This is a genomic window from Klebsiella sp. M5al (assembly GCF_002090195.1).
GTDB lineage: Bacteria > Pseudomonadota > Gammaproteobacteria > Enterobacterales > Enterobacteriaceae > Klebsiella > Klebsiella grimontii.
Genome location: NZ_CP020657.1, coordinates 3,584,464 through 3,606,429 on the forward strand (window position 1 = coordinate 3,584,464; position 21,966 = coordinate 3,606,429).

12 protein-coding genes and 1 pseudogene are annotated in these 21,966 nt (G+C 60.6%); 3 read left to right on the forward strand and 10 right to left on the reverse strand.

Going from position 1 to position 21,966, the window contains the following annotated elements; translation table 11 throughout:
• Positions 1–36 precede the first annotated feature (36 nt).
• Positions 37–932: pseudogene (locus tag BWI76_RS17315) on the forward strand (DMT family transporter).
• Here BWI76_RS17315 and narI read toward each other — a convergent pair.
• From narI to BWI76_RS17340, 5 genes are all read right to left on the reverse strand, one after another.
• On the reverse strand, positions 929–1,606 hold the full coding sequence (gene narI / locus BWI76_RS17320) for a respiratory nitrate reductase subunit gamma (RefSeq protein ID WP_004121739.1): 678 nt from the start codon (positions 1,604–1,606) through the stop codon (positions 929–931). The pseudogene BWI76_RS17315 and the gene narI sit on opposite strands and share 4 nt — an antisense overlap.
• On the reverse strand, positions 1,606–2,316 hold the full coding sequence (narJ, locus tag BWI76_RS17325; protein WP_004133005.1) for a nitrate reductase molybdenum cofactor assembly chaperone: 711 nt from the start codon (positions 2,314–2,316) through the stop codon (positions 1,606–1,608). Before narJ ends, narI begins: the two co-directional genes overlap by 1 nt.
• Complete coding sequence (narH, locus tag BWI76_RS17330; RefSeq protein ID WP_064371821.1) at positions 2,313–3,848, reverse strand: nitrate reductase subunit beta; 1,536 nt, start codon at positions 3,846–3,848, stop codon at positions 2,313–2,315. Before narH ends, narJ begins: the two co-directional genes overlap by 4 nt.
• Positions 3,845–7,588, reverse strand: coding sequence for a nitrate reductase subunit alpha (locus tag BWI76_RS17335; RefSeq protein WP_064371822.1), 3,744 nt, complete (start codon positions 7,586–7,588; stop codon positions 3,845–3,847). The genes narH and BWI76_RS17335 overlap by 4 nt, the downstream gene beginning before the upstream one ends.
• Before the next feature lie 396 nt (positions 7,589–7,984).
• The gene (locus BWI76_RS17340; protein ID WP_004133002.1) at positions 7,985–9,373 is read right to left on the reverse strand and encodes a NarK family nitrate/nitrite MFS transporter; all 1,389 of its coding nucleotides are present in this window, start codon (positions 9,371–9,373) and stop codon (positions 7,985–7,987) included.
• A 311-nt stretch (positions 9,374–9,684) separates the two neighbouring features.
• Here BWI76_RS17340 and narX point away from each other — a divergent pair, with 311 nt between their 5' ends.
• Positions 9,685–11,463, forward strand: coding sequence for a nitrate/nitrite two-component system sensor histidine kinase NarX (gene narX / locus BWI76_RS17345; protein WP_004133000.1), 1,779 nt, complete (start codon positions 9,685–9,687; stop codon positions 11,461–11,463).
• A gap of 10 nt (positions 11,464–11,473) precedes the next feature.
• Entirely contained in the window at positions 11,474–12,124 is a 651-nt protein-coding gene (narL, locus tag BWI76_RS17350) for a two-component system response regulator NarL (protein WP_004132998.1), read from the forward strand.
• On the opposite strand, the gene BWI76_RS17355 is transcribed toward narL, so the two are convergent.
• From BWI76_RS17355 to ntrB, 5 genes are all read right to left on the reverse strand, one after another.
• Complete coding sequence (locus BWI76_RS17355; protein ID WP_145977454.1) at positions 12,121–13,440, reverse strand: YchO/YchP family invasin; 1,320 nt, start codon at positions 13,438–13,440, stop codon at positions 12,121–12,123. The genes narL and BWI76_RS17355 overlap by 4 nt on opposite strands.
• 162 nt (positions 13,441–13,602) lie before the next feature.
• Positions 13,603–16,203, reverse strand: a complete 2,601-nt coding sequence (locus BWI76_RS17360) for a nitrate reductase (RefSeq protein WP_004132994.1) — start codon at positions 16,201–16,203, stop codon at positions 13,603–13,605.
• Positions 16,203–20,273, reverse strand: a complete 4,071-nt coding sequence (gene nirB, locus BWI76_RS17365) for a nitrite reductase large subunit NirB (RefSeq protein ID WP_074168750.1) — start codon at positions 20,271–20,273, stop codon at positions 16,203–16,205. Before nirB ends, BWI76_RS17360 begins: the two co-directional genes overlap by 1 nt.
• A gap of 9 nt (positions 20,274–20,282) precedes the next feature.
• Positions 20,283–21,071 carry an ABC transporter ATP-binding protein gene (locus BWI76_RS17370; protein ID WP_004133385.1) on the reverse strand — a complete coding sequence of 263 codons (789 nt, stop codon included), beginning with the start codon at positions 21,069–21,071 and terminating at the stop codon, positions 20,283–20,285.
• Positions 21,072–21,081: 10 nt separating this feature from the next.
• Positions 21,082–21,966, reverse strand: a complete 885-nt coding sequence (gene ntrB, locus BWI76_RS17375) for a nitrate ABC transporter permease (protein WP_064371823.1) — start codon at positions 21,964–21,966, stop codon at positions 21,082–21,084.

A 21,966-nucleotide genomic window follows, 5' to 3' on the forward strand; every position in this document is an offset into this window, starting at 1 on the left:
TTTTCAACAATAGCGTCATTAATCAGGAGGTGGATGATGCGTGATTTACATAAAGGCGTCTGGCAAATGAGCCTGGCGATGTTAATTTCCGGATCGATTGGCGCGTTTGTTTTACTTTCCGGCCTGCCGGTGACCGAAGTCGTATTCTGGCGCTGTCTTATCGGGGCTATTGCACTGTTTATTTTTATTCGGATGAGTCGAAAACCGTTTAGCCCACTCACCCGCATTACGCTGCTGCTGGCTATTCTCGGCGGCGTGGCCTTAGTGGTGAACTGGCTCCTGCTCTTCGCCGCCTATGAACGGATCTCTATTGGTCTTTCTACCGTGGTGTATAACACCCAGCCGTTTATGCTGGTATTGATGGGGATGCTTTTCGGTGAGCGCGTCAGCCTGGTGAAATGGGGGTGGCTGTTCCTCGCCTTTGGCGGCGTGGTCATTTTGCTCTCCACGGAGTTAACCGGCGCTCGTGGCGCCGACTGGCTCGCCGGTATCGGCCTCGCGCTGGGCGCGGCCTTCTTCTACGCGCTCACGGCAATAATTACCCGCAAGCTCAAATCCCTCGCGCCGCAGCATATCGCCTTTATTCAGGTGCTCACCGGCGTGGTAATGCTTTTACCGCTGGCGCATATGCCGTCGCTCACGCCTCCTTTCCCATGGGTGATGCTATTAACGCTGGGGATCGTGCATACCGGCGTAATGTATCAACTGCTGTACAGCGCGATACAGAAGCTTCCCACCCCTATTATCGGCTCGCTGTCATTTATCTATCCCGTCGTGGCGATCGTTGTCGATAACCGGGTATTTGGCCATTCGCTAAACCTGATCCAGTTGTTCGGCGGCGCGCTGATCCTGTTGGCTGCGGCAGGCAACAACTTGGGCTGGGGCGAAAAAAACCCCGCCAAGGCGGGGTTGGTATCAAAACAGCAAATTAGCGACGGGCGCGAACAATCTGGTATTTGCGCGTCAGGTACTCGACCGGCGCGCTCCAGATATGCACCAGACGGGAGAACGGGAACAGCACAAACAGCGTCATCCCCAAGACCAGGTGCACGCGGAAAATAAACGCCACGCCGTCCAGATGCTGTGAAGCGCCGCCGTGGAAGGTCACCACCGACTGCGCCCAGCCCACCAGCTTCATCATTTCGCTACCGTCCATATGCTGAGCGGAGAATGGAATAGTCAGCAGGCCCAGCGCGCACTGCACCATCAGCAGGGAGAGGATCAGAATATCCGCGCCGGTGGTGGTGGCGCGAACGCGCGGGCTCAGCAGACGACGCTTGAGCAGCAGCAGGCCGCCCACCAGCGTCATCACGCCGCAGGCGCCGCCCGCAATCATCGCCATCTTCTGCTTCACGTCGATCGGCAGGAAGGATTCGTACATCCAGTGCGGCGTCAGCATACCGAGAAAGTGGCCGGCAAAGATCCCGAGAATCCCGATATGAAACAGGTTCGAAGCCAGATTCATCCCTTTACGGTCCAGCATCTGGCTGGAGGCCGCGCGCCAGGTGTACTGCCCATAGTCGTAGCGCAGCCAGCTGCCGACGAGGAACACCGTCCCGGCGATGTACGGATAAATGTCAAAGAAGAACATATTCAGGAAGTGCATTATTGCTGTCCTCCGTTAGAGATATTCAAATATTGCGGGGCAACGGCTCCGGCAAAACGACGCTGGTGAGCGGCGATCTCCGAATCATCGCAGCCCCGATCGGCAAAGAATTTCACCTGTTCTTCTTCCCAGACGGCGTCCAGCGCCTGCGGCGTATCGTCGCGGGCTTCATCGGCGATTTTTTCCGCCACTTTCCGGCTATCGACCTGCGCGTTCGCCAGCTTGAGCAGCAGCTCAAACAGCGCCGCGTAGCCGCTTTCGCGTTGTTGTAAGCGAGCGCTAAGCAGGCCGAGTATCGGCGCGATATCCTGCAATCCACCGCGCGCTTCCGCTTCCGGCAGCTGCGCCAGATACTCCAGATACAGCGGGAGATGATCCGGCAGTTCGCGGCTGTCCAGCTGCAGACCGTGGCGCTCGTACTGCGCCATCAGGTCTACCATCGCCTGGCCACGATCGCGGGATTCGCCGTGCACGTGCTCAAACAGCAGCAGCGAGGTCGCACGGCCGCGATCGAACAGTTCGCTGTAGCGAGACTGCGCGTCCAGCACGTCCTGGGCGGTCAGGTCGCGCAGGAAAACGCTCAGTTTATGGGCATCCTCCGGCGCCAGTTTTTCCGAAGCGGCGATAGCGTCAAACAGCTCCTGCTGATGCTGCCATAAGGCAGCGTCAGGGTACTCGAGAAGACGCGACACAATGACAAGTTCAATCATGGGTGCGGCTCCGTTTTGCTGGTGACGTCGATAGCATCGATACGGCGGCTGTTGAACAGATTGAACTGGCTGTCAGAACCGTGGCAGCCGTCGCCGAAGGTAAAACCGCAACCGCTTTTCTCCGGGAAGGCGTCGCGGGCCTGCTCGCGGTGGCTGCTCGGCACCACGAAACGGTCTTCGTAGTTGGCGATCGCCAGATAGCGATACATCTCCTGCGCCTGGGCTTCAGTCAGTCCAACCTCTTCCAGCGCCCGGGTATCCACGACGCCGTCCACCGTTTCCGCGCGCTTGAAGTGACGCATCGCCAGCATGCGCTTCAGCGCCAGCAGCACCGGCTGGGTATCGCCAGCGGTCAGCAGGTTGGCCAGATACTGCACCGGAATACGCAGACTTTCTACGTCTGGCAGAATGCCGTTGCTGCCCAGTTCACCCGCATCGGCGGCTGACTGAATCGGCGACAGAGGCGGCACGTACCAGACCATCGGCAGCGTGCGATATTCCGGATGCAGCGGCAGCGCCAGCCTCCAGTCCATCGCCATTTTGTAGACCGGCGACTGCTGGGCGGCCTCGATAACGCCCTGCGGCACGCCGTCTTTCAGCGCCTGCTCAATCACTTTCGGGTCGTTCGGGTTGAGGAACACGTCCAGCTGACGCTGATACAGGTCTTTCTCATTCTCCGCGCTGGCGGCATTTTCAATGGCGTCCGCGTCATACAGCAGCACGCCGAGGTAGCGAATACGCCCCACGCAGGTTTCCGAGCAGACGGTCGGCATCCCGGATTCGATACGCGGGTAGCAGAAGATGCACTTCTCGGATTTGCCGCTCTTCCAGTTGAAGTAGATTTTCTTGTACGGACAGCCGGTGATGCACATACGCCAGCCGCGGCACTTGTCCTGGTCGATCAGCACGATGCCGTCTTCTTCACGTTTATAGATGGCGCCGCTCGGGCAGGTCGCGACGCACGCCGGGTTCAGGCAGTGCTCGCACAGGCGCGGCAGATACATCATAAAGGTGTTTTCGAACTGACCGTACATCGCCTTCTGCATGTTCTCGAAGTTCTGGTCTTTGGCGCGTTTCTCGAACTCGCCGCCCAGAATCTCTTCCCAGTTCGGGCCGCTGGTGATTTTATCCATCCGCTGGCCGGTGATCAGCGAGCGCGGACGGGCGATCGGCTGATGTTTGCCCTCCGGCGCGTTGTGTAGGTTCTGGTAGTCGTAGTCAAACGGCTCGTAGTAATCGTCGATGCCCGGCAGATGCGGGTTAGCAAAGATTTTACCTAGCAGCATCGCGCGGTTGCCCATGCGCGGCTGCAGCTTGCCGTTGATCTTACGGATCCAGCCGCCCTTCCACTTTTCCTGATTCTCCCAGTCGTTCGGGAAACCGACGCCCGGTTTACTTTCAACGTTGTTAAACCACGCGTACTCCATCCCCTCGCGGCTGGTCCAGACGTTTTTACAGGTGACCGAGCAGGTATGACAGCCGATGCACTTATCGAGATTCAGCACCATGCCGACTTGTGAACGAATTTTCATTTTACGCTCTCCTGTACCTGGTCGTTACCTTCGCCATCTAACCAGTTAATATTCTTCATCTTACGTACCACCACGAACTCATCGCGGTTAGACCCTACCGTGCCGTAGTAGTTAAAGCCGTAGGCCAACTGGGCATAGCCGCCGATCATATGGGTCGGCTTCGGCGTAATACGGGTCACGGAGTTATGAATCCCGCCGCGCTGCTCGGTTACCTCTGAACCCGGCAGGTTTACGATACGTTCCTGGGCGTGATACATCATGGTCATCCCGGCCGGCACGCGCTGGCTGACCACCGCGCGGGCGGTCAGCGCGCCGTTGCTGTTGAACACTTCAATCCAGTCGTTATCCTCAATCCCCAGATCTTTGGCATCCGCCTCGCTCATCCACACAATCGGGCCGCCGCGGGACAGCGTCAGCATCAGCAGGTTGTCGCTGTAGGTGGAGTGGATCCCCCACTTCTGGTGCGGCGTCAGGAAGTTCAGCGCTTTTTCCGGGTTGCCGTTGGATTTCTTACCCATCACCGCTTTCACCGAACGGGTGTCGATTGGCGGACGATAGACCAGCAGGCTTTCGCCGAAGTCGCGCATCCACTGGTGATCCTGATACAGCTGCTGGCGGCCGGAAAGCGTGCGCCACGGGATCAGCTCATGAACGTTGGTGTAGCCGGCGTTATAGGAAACGTGCTCATCTTCAAGCCCTGACCAGGTCGGGCTGGAGATAATTTTGCGCGGCTGGGCCTGAATATCGCGGAAGCGAATTTTCTCTTCCTCTTTATTCTTCGCCAGATGCGTATGGTCGCGACCGGTAAACTCGCTGAGCGCCGCCCAGGCTTTCACCGCCACGTGACCGTTGGTTTCCGGCGCCAGGGTCAGCACCATCTCCGCCGCGTCAATTGCGGTATTAAGCATCGGCTGACCTTTGGCCGGACCGTCCGCTTTGGTGTAGTTGAGCTTACGCAGCAGATCCATCTCGCTCTGGGTATTCCAGGCGATACCTTTACCGCCGTTGCCGATTTTCTCCATCAGCGGGCCGATAGAGGTGAAGCGTTCGTATGTCGCCGGATAATCGCGTTCGACGGTCAGAATATGCGGCGCGGTTTTCCCCGGAATCAGCTCGCATTCGCCCTTTTTCCAGTCCTTAACGTCCAGCGGCTGCGCCAGTTCGGCGGCGGAGTCGTGCTGGATGGGCAGCGTCACTACGTCGGTCTCTTTGCCCAGGTGTCCTACGCAGACTTCAGAGAATTTCTTCGCGATGTCCTTGTAGATATCCCAATCGCTTTTCGATTCCCAGGCCGGATCGACGGCGGCAGACAGCGGATGAATAAACGGATGCATATCCGAGGTATTCATGTCGTCTTTTTCATACCAGGTGGCGGTCGGCAGCACGATGTCAGAGTAGAGGCAGGTGCTCGACAAACGGAAGTCCAGCGTCACCACCAGATCCAGCTTGCCGTCGAGACCGTTGTCTTTCCACTCCACCTCTTCCGGCTTCACGCCGCCCTGCTTGCCAAGATCTTTGCCCTGAATACCGTTTTCCGTACCCAGCAGATACTTCAGCATGTACTCGTGGCCCTTACCGGAAGAGCCCAGCAGGTTGGAACGCCAGATGAACAGGTTGCGCGGATGGTTCTTACCGTTTTCCGGCTGCTCAGCGGCAAAGCGAATGGAGCCCTCTTTCAGGGATTTGACGGTGTAGTCGACCGGCGTCATGCCCGCTTTTTTCGCCTCTTGCGCAATGCGCAGCGGGTTGGTGCCCAGCTGCGGCGCCGACGGCAGCCAGCCCATACGTTCAGCGCGCACGTTGAAGTCAATCAGGTGGCCGCTGTAGCGGGATTTATCCGCTAACGGCGACAGCAGCTCCTGCGCGGTGACGGTTTCATAGCGCCACTGGCTGGAGTGGTTATAAAAGTACGACGTGCTGTTCATATGACGCGCCGGACGCTGCCAGTCGAGGGCAAACGCCAGCGGCTGCCAGCCGGTCTGCGGACGCAGTTTTTCCTGGCCCACGTAGTGCGCCCAGCCGCCGCCGCTCTGCCCGACGCAGCCGCAGAAGATCAGCATATTGATAAGGCCGCGATAGTTCATATCGAGGTGGAACCAGTGGTTCAGACCGGCGCCGACGATGATCATCGAACGGCCGTGGGTCTTATCGGCGTTATCGGCGAACTCGCGCGCGGTACGGATAATATGCGCCCGGGAAACGCCGGTGATTTTCTCCGCCCATGCCGGGGTATACGCTTTCACGTCATCATAGCTGCTGGCGCAGTTTTCATCGCCCAGACCGCGATCCAGACCGTAGTTGGCCATGGTCAGATCGTACACGGTGGCGACCAGCACGCCAGAGCCGTCGGCTTTCTGCAGGCGTTTGACCGGCAGTTTGTGCAGCAGCACGTTTTCCAGTTCGACTTTATTAAAGTGCTCGGTACCTTCGCCGCCAAAATAGGGGAAGCCGACGTTGGCGATATCGTCATGGCTACCCAGCAGGCTCAGGCGCAGTTCGACATCTTCGCCGGTTTTACCGTCGCGCTGTTCAAGGTTCCATTTGCCTTTATCGCCCCAGCGAAAGCCGATAGAACCGTTCGGTACGGTGATTTCGCCCTTCTCATCAAAAGCGACGGTTTTCCATTCCGGATTCGTTTCCTGACCTAGCGCATCGACCAGATCCGCCGCGCGCAGCATACGGCCCGCCGCGTAATAGCCATCGCGCTCTTCGAGCATCACCAGCATCGGCATGTCGGTGTAGCGACGCACGTAATCGGTGAAATACTGGCTCGGTTTATCGAGATGGAACTCGCGCAGCATCACGTGGCCCATCGCCAGCGCCATCGCCGCATCGGTACCCTGCTTCGGCGCCAGCCACAGATCGCAAAGCTTGGCGATTTCGGCGTAGTCAGGGGTGATAGCAACGGTTTTGGTGCCTTTGTAGCGCACTTCGGTAAAGAAGTGGGCGTCCGGGGTACGGGTCTGCGGAACGTTAGATCCCCAGGCAATGATATAGCTGGAGTTGTACCAGTCGGCGGATTCCGGCACGTCGGTCTGCTCGCCCCAGGTCTGCGGAGAGGCGGGAGGCAGGTCGCAGTACCAGTCATAGAAGCTCAGGCAGGTGCCGCCGATCAGCGACAGATAGCGCGCGCCGGAGGCATAGGAGACCATCGACATCGCCGGAATGGGCGAGAAGCCCGCCACGCGGTCCGGGCCGTAGTTTTTGACGGTATAGACGTTCGAGGCGGCAATCAACTCGTTCACCTCTTGCCAGGATGAACGCACGAAACCGCCGCGACCGCGCGCTTGCTTGAAGCTTTTCGCTTTGTCGGCGTCTTCAATAATCGAGGCCCATGCGTCAACCGGATCGCTGTGCTGCGCCTTCGCTTCACGCCACATCTTCATCAGGCGTTTGCGCATCAGCGGATACTTCAGGCGGTTGGCGCTGTAGAGGTACCAGGAGTAGCTGGCGCCGCGCGGGCAGCCTCGCGGCTCGTGGTTTGGCATATCCGGACGGGTGCGCGGATAGTCAGTCTGCTGGGTTTCCCAGGTGACGAGACCATTTTTGACATAAATCTTCCAGCTGCACGAGCCGGTGCAGTTGACGCCGTGGGTGGAGCGCACAACTTTATCGTGCTGCCAACGTTGACGGTATCCATCCTCCCAGTCCCGGTTGGTTTTTAGAAGCTGGCCGTGCCCATCGGCAAAGGTTTCACCCTTCTGTTTGAAGTAGCGAAACCGGTCCAGGAATTTACTCATCGGGTTTCTCCTGTGTGGAGCCTGACGGCTCTCTGATAAATCGACATTGCTGGATTTGCAGCGAAGGTAACGCTATGAAAGAGGGCGAGAATTGATAACGATCAAGAGCATAGGGCTTATAAAAGCGAGGTAAAACGCGAATTACCACCAAAGTAGTATTTATTTCTATTTATTATTTTATTGATAAATAAAGATATTTAATGAAAAAGCCTGCAGAAACCCGGGGTTTGTTATTCCCCACGGTATTAAGGGGTAGGCGCGCCTGAAGTCATTTTTTTTGTGACTTCAGGCGGCTTTTAATATCCCCCAAAACCACTAGTATGTTGTAACTAAGTAATAACCAATAAAAAGGGCGCAAATATCGTTGCGCCCTTTGCAGAAATTCAAAAAGAAATATTATTTCTGCTTACGTCCGTAGACCGCCCAGGTAATCACCACGCAGGCGATATAGAACACCAGGAATACCTTCATGGCGCCGGCCGGCGAACCGGTCAGATCCAGCGAAATACCAAACGCCTTGGGAATAAAGAACCCGCCAATCGCGCCAATCGCCGAAATAAAGCCCAGCGCCGCCGCCGTATCGGTCGCCGCTTCACGCATGGCCTGCGCTTCGCTGCCGCCCTGGGCCTTAACGCGATCCATGGTCATTTTGCGGAAAATAACCGAGATCATCTGGAAGGTCGACGCGCTGCCCAGACCGGCGGTCAGGAACAGCACCATAAATACCGCGAAGAAGGCGATAAAGTTACCGCCCTCGCCGTGGGTCGGCAGCGTCAGGAATAGCAGGCCGCAGAAGATAGCCATCACCACGAAGTTCACCAGCGTCACGCGCGTCCCGCCGAGGCGGTCGGAGATCGCCCCGCCGGTTGAGCGCGCCAGGGCGCCGATAAACGGCCCGAAGAAGGCATAGTGCAGAATCTGCACATCCGGAAACTGGGTCTTCGACAGCATGGCGAAGCCCGCAGAGAAGCCGATAAACGATCCGAAGGTGGCAAGATAGAGCAGCGCCATAATCCACAGATGCGCGCGCTTCAGTACCGGTAGCTGCTCGCTCAGCGAGGCCTTCGACGCCGACAGGTCGTTCATAAAGAACCACGCCGCCAGGGTGAAGATAATCAGGAACGGCACCCAGATCCACGCCGCGTTTTCCAGATACAGCATGGAGCCATCCGGCTGCTCGCTGCCGGTTCCGCCAAAGACGGCGAAAATAGACAGCGATACCACCAGAGGGGCAACCAGCTGCATTACGCTGACGCCCATATTCCCGAGGCCGCCGTTGATGCCCAGCGCGCCGCCCTGCTTCTGTTTCGGAAAGAAGAAGCTGATGTTAGCCATACTGGAAGCAAAGTTCGCCCCCGCAAAGCCGCACAGCAGAGAAATAATCACGAAAACGCTGAAGGGCGTAGCGGTATCCTGCACCGCGAAGCCTAACCAGACGCAGGGGACGATCATAATCCCGGTGCTGAACGCGGTCCAGCGACGGCCGCCGAACAGCGGCACCATAAACGCGTACGGCACGCGCAGCAGCGCGCCGGACAGCGCCGGAAGCGCGGTCAGCATAAACAACTGGTCGGTGGTAAACTGAAAGCCGACTTTATTCAGGTTGACGGCAACGGCGCTGAACAACATCCAGACGCAGAATGCCAGCAAAAGACATGGAACGGAGATCCACAGATTGCGGCTGGCGACGCGATGACCGCGCTGCTGCCAGAATTCAGGATCTTCGGGACGCCAGTCGCTAATGACTGAGCGGGTAGTCTTCTCCGGGATTGAAGAGTGACTCATAGACACCTCTGATAATTCGTATTAACCCTGGCTACCTTATGGGTTACAGGCGGCGGTAAGTTGATATAAATCAAAGGAAAAGTGGGCGCCGATTTGGCGAAAAAAAACGCATCACCCGAAGTGAGTAGCTATTTCTGCGGAAAAAAGTGTGGTTTTTCACGCCAGTGCTGGAATTCCCCGAACACCTGCCACCAGCCCACCCCGCCCTGACAATTAAGGGGTAATCCTTTAGGGGTATGGGTATACTCCGGGGGATGGCCGAGAATAAGCGCCACTCCCGGATAATTTACCGGTCAGGAGCCTCGTACCCCATGTTGAAACGTCTTTTTACGCCGCTGACGCTGGTGAATCAACTCGCGCTGATCGTTCTGCTGGCTACCCTCATCGGCGTCGCCGGAATGGCGATCTCTTCTCGCCTGGTGCACGGCGTCCAGGGCAGCGCGCACGCCATTAATAAAGCCGGTTCGCTGCGCATGCAGAGCTATCGCCTGCTGGCGGCAGTACCGCTGGGCGAAAACGATGAAAAGCTGCTGGATGAAATGACGGCAACCGTCTTTAGCCCGGAACTGCAGTACGCCGCGCGCCATGACGATCAGCAGCGGCAGCTCCAGGCGCTGCAGCACTACTGGCAGCTGGAGCTGGCGCCGGGCATGCGCAAAGCGCAAAATCAGGCCTCGGTGGCGACCGATGTCGCCGGGTTTGTCGACCGTATAGACCAGCTGGTTACCGCCTTCGATCACACCACCGAAGAGCGGATTAAACACGTTGTCTGGATCCAGCGCATCATGGCTGTGGGAATGGCGCTGCTGCTGGTGTTCACCATCGTCTGGCTGCGCGCGCGCCTGTTGCGCCCGTGGAAACAGCTGCTGGGTATGGCCCGCGCGGTGAGCCGACGCGATTTTACCCAGCGCGCGCAGATTAGCGGACGCAACGAGATGGCGACGCTCGGCATGGCGCTGAACAATATGTCTGAAGAGCTGGCGGAGAGCTATTCGGTGCTGGAACGCCGGGTGCAGGAAAAAACCGCGGGCCTGGAGCAGAAAAACGAGATCCTCGCCTTCCTGTGGCAGGCCAACCGCCGTCTGCACTCGAACGCGCCGCTCTGCGAGCGCATTTCTCCGGTTCTGAACGGGTTGCAGGGGTTAACCCTGCTGCGCGATATTGAAGTTCGCGTTTACGACCTCGAAGATGAAGACAATCATCAGGAGTTTTCCTGCCACTCCGATATTCAGTGCGACGACAGAGGCTGCTACCTCTGCCCGCGCGACCTGCCGCCGCTGCCAGATACCGGCACCACCTTAAAATGGCGGCTGTCGGACGCCCATAATCAGTACGGTATTTTGCTGGCCACCCTGCCCACCGGTCGCCATCTGAGCCACGATCAGCAGCAGCTGGTGGATACGCTGGTTGAACAACTCACCGGCACCCTCGCCCTCGATCGGCATCAGGAGCGCCAGCAGCAGCTTATCGTCATGGAGGAGCGCGCCACCATCGCCCGCGAACTCCACGACTCCATCGCCCAGTCGCTCTCCTGTATGAAAATGCAGGTCAGCTGCTTGCAGATGCAGGGCGACGATCTGCCGGCAGCGAGCCGCCAGCTGCTGGGGCAAATTCGTAATGAACTCAATACCTCCTGGGCCCAGCTGCGCGAACTGCTGACGACCTTCCGGCTACAGCTCACCGAACCGGGGCTGCGCCCGGCGCTGGAGGCCAGCTGCCAGGAATACAGCGCCCACTTCGGTTTTGCGGTGCGCCTGGATTACCAACTGCCGCCGCGTTTTGTGCCGTCGCACCAGGCCATTCATCTGCTGCAAATCGCCCGCGAGGCGCTCAGCAACGCGCTGAAGCACGCAAGCGCCACGGAGGTCAGCGTCAGCGTGACGCTGCGGGAGAATCAGGTCCGCCTGGTGGTCGCCGATAACGGCCGCGGCGTGCCGGACCACGCGGAACGCAGCAACCATTACGGCTTGATTATCATGCGCGATCGCGCGCAAAGCCTGCGCGGGGACTGCCAGGTCCGGCGGCGGGAAACCGGCGGAACCGAAGTGGTGGTTACTTTTATCCCTGAAAAATCGTTTTCAATTCAATAAGGAGAACTCCATGAGTCAACAGGAACGGGCAACCATCCTTCTCATCGACGACCATCCCATGCTGCGCACCGGCGTCAAACAGCTGATCAGCATGGCTCCGGACATCCAGGTGATCGGCGAAGCCAGCAACGGCGAGCAGGGTATTGCGATGGCGGAAGCCTTAGATCCGGATTTAATTCTGCTGGATCTCAATATGCCGGGCATGAACGGTCTGGAAACCCTCGACAGGCTGCGCGAGAAGTCGCTTTCCGGCCGCGTGGTGGTGTTTAGCGTCTCTAATCATGAAGAAGATGTGGTGACCGCCCTGAAACGCGGCGCCGACGGCTATCTGCTGAAGGATATGGAACCGGAAGATCTCCTGAAAGCGCTGCAGCAGGCGGCGGCGGGCGAAATGGTGCTCAGCGAAGCGTTAACCCCGGTGCTGGCGGCCAGCCTGCGCGCCAATCGCGCCACCTCGGACCGCGACATCAGCCAACTGACCCCGCGCGAGCGCGATATTCTCAAGCTGATTGCCCAGGGCCTGCCGAATAAAATGATTGCCCGCCGTCTGGATATCACCGAAAGCACCGTTAAAGTGCACGTTAAGCATATGCTCAAGAAAATGAAGCTAAAATCGCGCGTGGAAGCGGCGGTTTGGGTCCATCAGGAACGCGTATTCTAGGGCTGTTGCGGCCACGAAACGCCCTCGGCCGGTACGTGTACCAACGGCTCCGTCAGCGCCAGTGCGATCTCATTGGATGAGACGCGCTGACCCGTTTTATCCTCCACCACCAGCGAAAGATGCCAGCGGTTGCTCGCCCCGGCTTCGCTGCTCCAGCGCGGCATAATCACGGTCCAGCCGTCCGTACTGTTGGCCTCAATCGGCGAGGTCAGGCTTAGCGCCTGGGTATCCCCCTGCCAGCTCAGCGACTTAATGCCGTGCAGGCTACGAATCTGTAGTTTCAGCTGCACCGTCTCCCCCGGCTGAAGATCCCAGGGCGGCGTCGCCAGATAAACCGACAGCGTTTTGCGCTGGCGATATTCAACGACCGGCAGGTTATCCCGTTCCGGGCTGTCGTAGCGGCTGCCGCGAAGCGATCGGCTAACGGCGACTTCATCGGCCGCCAGCTGCTGCTTCAGCGGGACGCCGAAGCGATAGTTCAGCTTCAGCCCGACATCATTTTGGCTGACGCCGCTCTCGCCCTGCTTATGCTTAGCCGTCACCGTCACCAGCGGAACGGGAGTGTAATTCAGCCCCACCGACACCGCGACCGGGTTGTGGTAGCCGGTACCCGAATGGAACAGATCGACGCTATCGCCAAAATACTGCTCCACGCTGACGCTGGTATTAATGTGCTGATAAAACGGCAGCCGCGCCTGGGCGGTCACATCGTAGCCGCTCGCCATACGCTGCTGCTGGGTCAGGCTACTCCCCTGCTGCCAGCTGCCGAGCGGCTGGTAGTAGTTCGCCGACAGGCGCAGCGACTCGCCCCAGGCTTCGGCCCCGACGCTGCCGCGCGCCATGCGATCGTCCAGGGCTTTATCGTAGAAAGAGTTGTAGCCCAGCAGCCAGGAGCCCATCCGCCAGCGCTGGCCGAGACCAATATTGCCGACCAGACCCGTATCACGCTGGGTGACCGAGTACTGATTCCAGGTAAGGTAGTCGCCGTTATCCTGCAACGGGACAAACCAGCTCCCCTTACTGCCGGTAAAATTGCCCTCTTTGTCGACCAGCAGATCGACGTTGGCGTTGCCCCACGGCGAAAGCCAGTTCTCCAACTGGTGGCTGACCTCGTTCCCCAGCTTACCGATGGCAAATACTCGCGCCTGTTCGCTGGTTGTCAGCCCGTTATCGCTCATACTGGCTTCGCCAAATTTTTTCGCCATCTCGGCAAAGTGCTTTGCGTCGTCATCCACCTGCGGCGCGAGGCCGAGGTCGGGTAAGGTCTCAGGCCCCTTAGAGAACGCCTGGTTATCCTGCAGCGCGCGGGCGGGCATGCCTGTCAGCAGCAGGAGAAGCGGTAAAAGCGGGGTTACGCGGAACGGCAGAGAGCTCAAATCGGTTACGTCTACTCACGAAGTGGTGGCGGCAAAACATGAGTTTATCGTTTTTTGCGCTCCCCCGCAGCCCTGCGGACGATTCCAGGAATATGCTGAATCTCAGGCCTGCGCCAGCTTCGCCGCCAGCAGCGCTTTCAGCTCCGGGATGCAGGAGCCGCAGTTGGTGCCGCATTTCAGTTTTCCCCCCAGCGCGCCGGGCGTACGGCAGCCGCCGGCAATGGCTTCGCCTATCGCCCGTTCGCCCACGCTAAAGCAGCTGCAGATAATACGCCCGCGCGGCATCTCAACGCCGCCTTTTCTGCCGCTCAATAACGCGTGGCGCCGGGCGGCGTTCTGCGGCGGAACGCGAAACGCGGCGTGAATCCAGTCGGCATCGATAGCCGGCTCGCTGGCGTCGCTCCACCAGCCGAGCATCAGCTCTCCCGCCCGCCACGCCAGCAGGTTCCAGACCTTGCCGCCCTCGGCTACCTGCATCTGCCATCCCTGCCGCTGGCACCACTCCACCAGCCAGTCGCGGGAGCGGGTATCCCCCGCCAGCGAAAGATGGATAATGCCCTGCGCCGCCCGCCGCCGCCAGTGCAGCGAAGCGGGCAGCGGAACCGGCTGGCGCGAAAAAAGCTCGCCTTTCCACGCAGGAAGCCAGGTGGCTATCGCCACCGCCGTCTGTTTACTTTCCGGCTGCCCGGAGTGCGGGTCGGTGACCGCAGCCAGCAGGTTGTTCACCCGTCCCTGACGAGCAAACTGATTATTCCAGTGCATCGGCACAAACAGCGACCCGGGCCGTTGCCCGTCGCCGATCGTCACTTTTGCGACCATCACCCCCTTCGGTGAGCGGACCCGCGCCAGTTCACCTTCCAGCAGGTGATAACGCTGCGCGTCCGCCGGCGCGACCTCCACCACCGGCTCGTTAATATGCTGCATCAGACGCGGCACCGCGCCGGTGCGGGTCATGGTGTGCCATTGATCGCGGATCCGCCCGCTGTTGAGGATCAGCGGATAGAACGCATCGGTGGTCGCCCGGGTAGGTTGCGGCGCGACCGGCACCATCCGCAGTTTACCGTCGCGATGCCAGCCCTTATGCACACTCCAGGCTGCTTCGCTGCGGCTCACCGGCCAGCGCACCGGTTCCAGCGCATCCCACGCTTCGCGGCTGAGATCCGCCAGTCCGCCGATATCAAACGCCCGCTGGCCATCGTTTTCATACCCTGAAAGCGCGGCGTGTTCGCTGAACACCTCGTGCGGATGCTGCCAGGCAAAGGCGGAGCCGAAGCCCAGCGCCTCGGCCACGCGGGCGACGATCCACCAGTCGGCCCTGGCCTCTCCCGGCGGCGGCATGAAAGCGCGCTGGCGGGAGATCCGCCGTTCGGAGTTGGTCACCGTGCCGCTCTTCTCTCCCCACGCCAGCGCGGGAAAACGGATATGGGCGAAGCGTCCGGTATCGGTATCAGCGACGACATCGGAGATGATGACCAGCGGACACCGCGCCAGCGCTTCGCTTACCGCGTGGCTGTCCGGCAGCGACACCACCGGATTGGTGCCCATAATCCATACCGCTTTTACCTCGCCGCGGCCAATGGCGGCGAACAGCTCCACCGCCGTCAGCCCCGGCGTTTGCGCCAGACGTTCGCTGCCCCAGAATCGCGCCAGGCGCCGTAAATCGTCGGGTTCAAAGTTCATATGCGCCGCCAGCATGGTCGCCAGGCCGCCCACCTCGCGCCCGCCCATGGCGTTAGGTTGACCGGTCAGCGAAAACGGCCCGCAGCCCGGACGCCCGTATTTACCGCAGGCCAGGTGTACGTTGATGATAGCGTTGCATTTATCGCTGCCGCTGGCGGATTGGTTGATTCCCATGGTATAGAGCGTGATGGCGCGCGGGGCGGCGATAAATTCGCGGTAGAAATCGGCAATCTGCTGGCGCGGCAGGCCGCAGAACTGCGCCACTTTGTCGAGGTCCCAGTCCTGGGCGATGGTCAGCGCCCGCTGCGCATCGTTAAAATCGTCGCTGATGGCGCCGCTGGCGGCAATGGCGTTCAGCAGGCCGACAAACAGCCCGCCGTCGCTGCCGGGGGCCAGCGCCAGATGCCGGTCGGCGATATCGCAGGTGGCGGTCCGACGCGGATCAATGACCACTACCCGCATCTGAGGATTGTCGCGCTTCGCCTGCGCCAGCCGCTGATAAAGCACCGGATGCGCCCAGGCGGCGTTCGACCCGACCAGCACCACCAGATCGCTGTTTTCCACGTCCTCATAGCTGCACGGTACCACGTCCGCGCCCAGCGCCCGTTTGTAGCCGGTGACCGCTGAAGACATGCACAGCCGCGAATTGGTATCGATATTCGCCGCGCCGATAAACCCCTTCATCAGCTTATTCGCCGCATAATAGTCCTCGGTGAGTAGCTGGCCGGAGGCGTAAAACGCCACCGCCTGCGGCCCGTGCCGATCGATAATCTCCCGCAGGCGCGAACCTGCCGCCGCCAGCGCCTGCGGCCAGGTCGCGCGTTCGCCGTCGACTTCCGGGAATAACATTCGTCCCTCCAGGCCGACGGTTTCGCCCAGCGCCGCTCCTTTAACGCACAGGCGGCCAAAGTTTGCCGGGTGCTGCTCATCGCCGCGCACGCTCACCTGACCGTGAGGCGCCCTACTGGCGATAACCCCGCAGCCAACCCCGCAATAGGGGCACGTGGTTCTGGTTTCCGTCATCAGGAGGCCTCCGCGCGCGCCAGCAGCTGCTGGTTGCCAACCCACACCTTGCCGTTCTCCACTTTGACCGGCCAGGCGCGCACCGCCTGTTCGCCGCCGTCGCACTGGCGGCCATCGCGCAGGCGGATTCGCTGCTTATACAGAGGCGAAATCACGATCGGTTCGCCGCCCGCATCGCCAAGCAGACCGCGCGACAGAACGTTGGCCTCGCTGCCCGGTTCGAGGTTATCGAGGGCATACACCTGGTCGCCAAAGCGGAACAGTGCAATCTGCCGCTCGCCGAGCCGCGCGCCAATCCCCGCCTGCTGCGGAATGGCGTCGAGATCGCAAATGGCCTGCCACGGGCGCGACGGCAGCGCCGGTTCGCCCTGCGCCGCGAAGGGGGCCAGCTGCGGCTGGCCGCGCAGGGTTTGCCGCTGTACGGTTTCGTCCGGCTCATCGCTGTTCACGTAGGAGCGGAACAGCGCCAGCCGCTGCGGATCGTTAAGGGTGGTTTGCCATTCGCACTGGTAGCTCTCGACCACCCGCGCCATCTCCTGCTCCAGCTCTTCGCCGATGCCGAGGCTGTCTTCGAGGATCATCTCGCGCAGATAGTCGACCCCGCCCTCAAGGTTATCCATCCAGGTACTGGTGCGCTGCAGGCGATCGGCGGTACGAATATAGAACATCAGCAGCCGGTCAATACTGCGGATAAGCGTGGCTTCATCAAGATCGCTGGCGAACAGGTCGGCATGGCGCGGCTTCATGCCGCCGTTGCCGCAAACGTACAGGTTCCACCCCTTCTCCGTGGCGATAACCCCAATATCTTTCCCCTGGGCTTCCGCGCATTCGCGGGTACAGCCGGAGACGGCCATTTTTATTTTGTGCGGCGCGCGCAGCCCCTTGTAGCGATGTTCGAGGGTGACCGCCAGGCCGGTGGAGTCCTGGACGCCGTAGCGGCACCAGGTCGAACCGACGCAGGATTTCACCGTCCGCAGGGATTTGCCGTAGGCGTGGCCGGTTTCGAATCCCGCCTCGGCCAGCTCGCGCCAGATTGCCGGGAGCTGCTCCAGGCGCGCGCCGAACAGGTCGATACGCTGGCCGCCGGTCACTTTACTGTACAGTTGATAGCGTTTGGCGATCTGGCCGATCGCAATCAGACCGTCCGGCGTCACCTCTCCCGCCGCCATGCGCGGCACCACCGAATAGGTGCCGTCTTTCTGAATATTGGCGAAGTAGCGATCGTTGGTGTCCTGAAGCGGCAGATGCGCCGGCTTCAGCAGATATTCATTCCAGCAGGAGGCCAGTACCGAGGCGACCAGAGGTTTACAGACCTCGCAGCCGTGGCCCTGTCCATAACGGGCAATCAGCTGTTCGAAGGTGCGGATATGGTTGACGCGAACCAGGTGATAGATCTCCTGGCGCGACCACGGAAAGTGCTCGCAGATATCCTTTTTAACTTCGACGCCCTGCTCGGCAAGCTGGTACTCCATCACCTGTTTCACCAGCGCGCTACAGCCGCCGCAGCCGGTCGCCGCTTTGGTGCGGCTTTTTATCGCCGCCATGTCGCCCGCGCCGCCGCTCACCGCCTGGCAGATATCGCCTTTGCTGACGTTGTGACAGGAGCAAATCTGCGCGCCGTCCGGCAGCGCCGCGACCCCGAGCGCCTTCGGCGCGCTGCCCTCCAGCGCCGGAAGGATCAGGCTTTCCGGGTGTTTGGGTAAAGCCATCCCGTTAAGCATCATCTGTAGCAGCGTGGCGTAGTCGCCGGCATCCCCGACCAGCACCCCGCCGAGCAGGTTTTTGCCATCCGCGCTGACCACGATTTTTTTGTAGACCTGCTGCGGCCCGTGCGTCCACTGATAGCTCTGACAGCCCGGGGTACGCCCCTGGGCGTCGCCGAACGAGGCGACATCAACGCCCAGCAGCTTCAGCTTAGTGCTCATATCCGCGCCGCTAAAGCTGCCCGCCTCGCCCGCCAGAGTGGCCGCCGCGGCGCGCGCCATCTGATAGCCTGGCGCCACCAGGCCATAAATTTTATTCTCCCACAGGGCGCATTCGCCGATCGCCAGCACGTCCGGGTCGGAGGTACGGCACTGGTTGTCGATGCAGATCCCGCCGCGTTCACCTACGCTCAGTCCGCCGCTGCGCGCCAGCGCGTCCTGCGGGCGAATACCGGCGGAGAACACCAGCATATCCGTCGCCAGCGAGCTGCCGTCGGCGAAGTTCAGCTGCAGCCCCTGCTCATTGCGAACAATTTCCGTCGTCGCCTTGCTGGTGTGCACTCCGACGCCCAGCTCGCTGATTTTTTCCCGCAGCATCGCCGCGCCGCCGTTGTCCAGCTGCACCGCCATCAGGTTCGGCGCAAACTCGACAACGTGAGTTTCCAGCCCAAGCTGCTTCAACGCGTTGGCCGCTTCCAGCCCGAGCAGGCCGCCGCCGATCACCACGCCCCGTCGGGCGGTTGCGGCGCGGGCGGCAATCTGGTCGAGGTCGTCCAGCGTACGGTAAACAAAACAGCCCTCAAGATTATGGCCCGGCACCGGCGGAACAAACGGGTAAGAGCCCGTCGCCAGCACCAGCTTATCCCAGTGGGTTTCGTGACCGAAGGCATCGCGCACCACCCGCGCTTCGCGGTCGATGCTGGCGACCGATTCGCTCAGGCGCAGCTCAATACCGTGCTGAGTGAAAAAATCCCCTTCCACCAGCGACAGCGATTCCGCGCTGCGTCCGGCGAAATATTCCGTCAGATGCACCCGGTCATAGGCGGCATAGCGCTCCTCGCAGAACACCACAATCCGATACTGTTGATGAAGGTCACGGCTGACGCATTGCTCAAGAAAATGGTGGCCGACCATACCGTGTCCGACCAGCACTAATACAGGTTTTGTCATCGTAGTTTGTCCCACAGCGCGCGGCTGCATCGTTGAAGATGGGTCGAAAAGCCACTCTGCCGGCGCGGGCGCTGACGCCCCCAGCAGAGCGGTGAGGGGCGCGGCGCTGCTGCAATCCCCGAGCAGCAGTACGCCGCGCAGCTTACCGTCGCGCAGCAGCAGGCGACGGTAGTGGCGGTCCAGCGGATCCCAACTGGTATAAACGTCATCCTGCTCATCGGCCCGCAGCTCGCCGGCGCTGAACAGTTCAATGTCGGTGACCTTCAGGCGGGTGCCGCTATCCTGCCAGCGGAAATCCTCGCCAGGGATAGCGCACAGGCGGTCCGCCAGCACCTCCGCCTGGCGCAGGCACGGCGCCACCAGCCCCCAGGTCTGACCGTCGATTTCACAGCATTCGCCGAGGGCGCTGACTCCCGGCTGCGCGGTTGCCAGCCGGCGGTCGACGAGAATTCCGCGACCGCACGCCAGCCCGCTGCGCTCGGCCAGCCGTTTGTTCGGCTGTACGCCGGTCGCCAGTACTACCCGCGAGGCGGCAAACGCGCGGCCGTCCTCCAGCAGCACCTGATGTTCATCAATGGCGGCGATACGGCTCTCCATCACGCAGCCGATCCCGCGCTCGGCGAGCAGCATTTGCAGCTGTTCGCCGACAAAGGCATCAGTCTGCTGCTCCATCAGCCAGCTTCCGCGGTGCAGTAAAGTGACACTGTCACCATGACGACGTAGCGCCGCGGCGGCCTCCACGCCGAGTACGCCGCCGCCGATGACCACCGCCGGGCCGTCGATGGCCAGAATGCCTTCGACGTCCGCCAGGGTGCGGAAAGCAAAAACGTGCGGCAGCGTGATGCCCGGCAGCGGCGGTAGAAACGGCAGCGACCCCGTGGCGAACACCAGTTCATCCCAGCCAAGTTCGCCTGCGGTGGTCTGCAGCGTACGGGCCGCCATATCCACCGCGGTAACCGTTTCACCGGCGCGTACCGTGACGTTATGTTGCGAATACCACTCTGCGGGCAGCAGTCGCGTCGCGCCTGCGGTTTTCTCCGCGCCAAGCACCGGCGAAAGCTGAATGCGGTTATAGGCCTGGCGCGGTTCATCGCCGATAATGGTGATGCTAAACCGCCGCGCATCCCGCTCCACCAGCGCCTGCGCCAGGCGCGTGGCCGCCATACCGTTGCCGATAATCACCAGTTGCCGCGTCATCGCCGCCCCCTATGCCGCTTTCGGCTGTTTTTCATAGAGGAAGTGCAGGATCTGCTGGCGCAGATGGTGATAGCGGCTGTCGTCCGCCAGCTGCACGCGATTGCGCGGTCGCGGCAGATTGACGTCGAGGATCTCCCCGACCGTCGCCGCCGGTCCGTTGGTCATCATCAGCACCCGGTCGGAAAGCAGCACCGCCTCATCCACATCATGGGTAATCATGACGATGGTGGTATTCAGCGACTGCTGGATCTGCATCACCGCGTCCTGTAAATGCGCCCGCGTCAGGGCATCAAGGGCGCCAAAGGGTTCATCCAGCAGCAGCACTTTCGGTTTCATCGCCAGCGCCCTGGCAATGCCAACGCGCTGCTTCATCCCACCGGAGATCTCCCCCGGACGCTTGTGCAGGGCGTGGCCCATCTGTACCCGCTCGAGGTTGTGCTCAATCCACTCTTTGCGCTCGCCTTTGCTCATGCTGCGACGAAAGACCTGGTCCACCGCCAGCGCCACGTTGTCAAAGCAGGTCAGCCACGGCAGCAGGGAGTGGTTCTGAAACACCACCGCGCGTTCCGGCCCCGGCCCGGCGATTTCGCGGTTGTCGCACAGCAGGCCGCCCTCCGTCGGCAGGGCTATCCCGGCTATCAGATTCAGCAGGGTTGATTTACCGCAGCCGGAGTGGCCGATCAGGCTGATGGTTTCCCCTTCGTAGATGTCGAAGGAGACGTTCTGCAATGCGAGGAATTCGCCGCTGGCGGTGCTAAAACGCTGGCTGACGCCCTGGACCTGAATTAATGGTTTCATCTGCGACTCCTTATTTTTCCTGCCAGCTAAAACGGCGGGCGAGCAGCATCAGCCCCTGTTCCAGCAGCAGACCGACCACGCCGATAATGGCGATGGCGATGATGATGTTTTCGACGTTGAGGTTGTTCCACTCGTTCCAGATCCAGAAGCCGATCCCTAAGCCGCCGGTGAGCATTTCGGCGGCGACAATCACCAGCCAGGCGATACCGATGGAGAGACGAACCCCGGTCAGCACCGCCGGCAATACCGCCGGAAAGAGGATCTTGCGCATCACCGTCCATTCGGAAAGCTGCAGCACCCGGGCGACGTTGAGGTAATCCTCAGGAATGCGCCGCACGCCCTCGGCGGTGTTAATCACCATCGGCCAGATCGAGCAGATAAAAATGGTCCAGCTGGAGGCCGGTTCCGCTTTCTGGAACAGCAGCAGGCCAATAGGCAGCCAGGCCAGCGGGCTCACCGGGCGCAGCAGCGCAATCAGCGGGTTAAACATCCGCGCGAAAAACAGCGAGCGGCCAATCAGGAAGCCGAGCGGAATTCCCGCCAGCGCGGCGAGGCCAAACCCCACCGCCACCCGCTGCAATGACGCCAGCACGTTCCAGCCGATGCCCATGTCGTTCGGTCCGTCCTGATAAAACGGGTCGGCGAAAAGGGTCAGCGCCGAATCCAGCGTGGAGAGCGGCGTCGGGAAACCTTTGCTGTTCATCGCCGCCAGCTGCCAGCCCAGCAGCAGCAATCCCAGCCCGAGCAGCGGCGGCAGAAGACGTTGGGTAACATCGCGCAGCCAGCGGCTGAGCGGAGGCGTGGTTTTGCGCACCTGCAGCGGCGGCAGGGTAATAATTTCGCCGGGCGCTTTATCGGCGCTGGCCGGCGGTTGCGGTTTATATGCGTGTTTCAT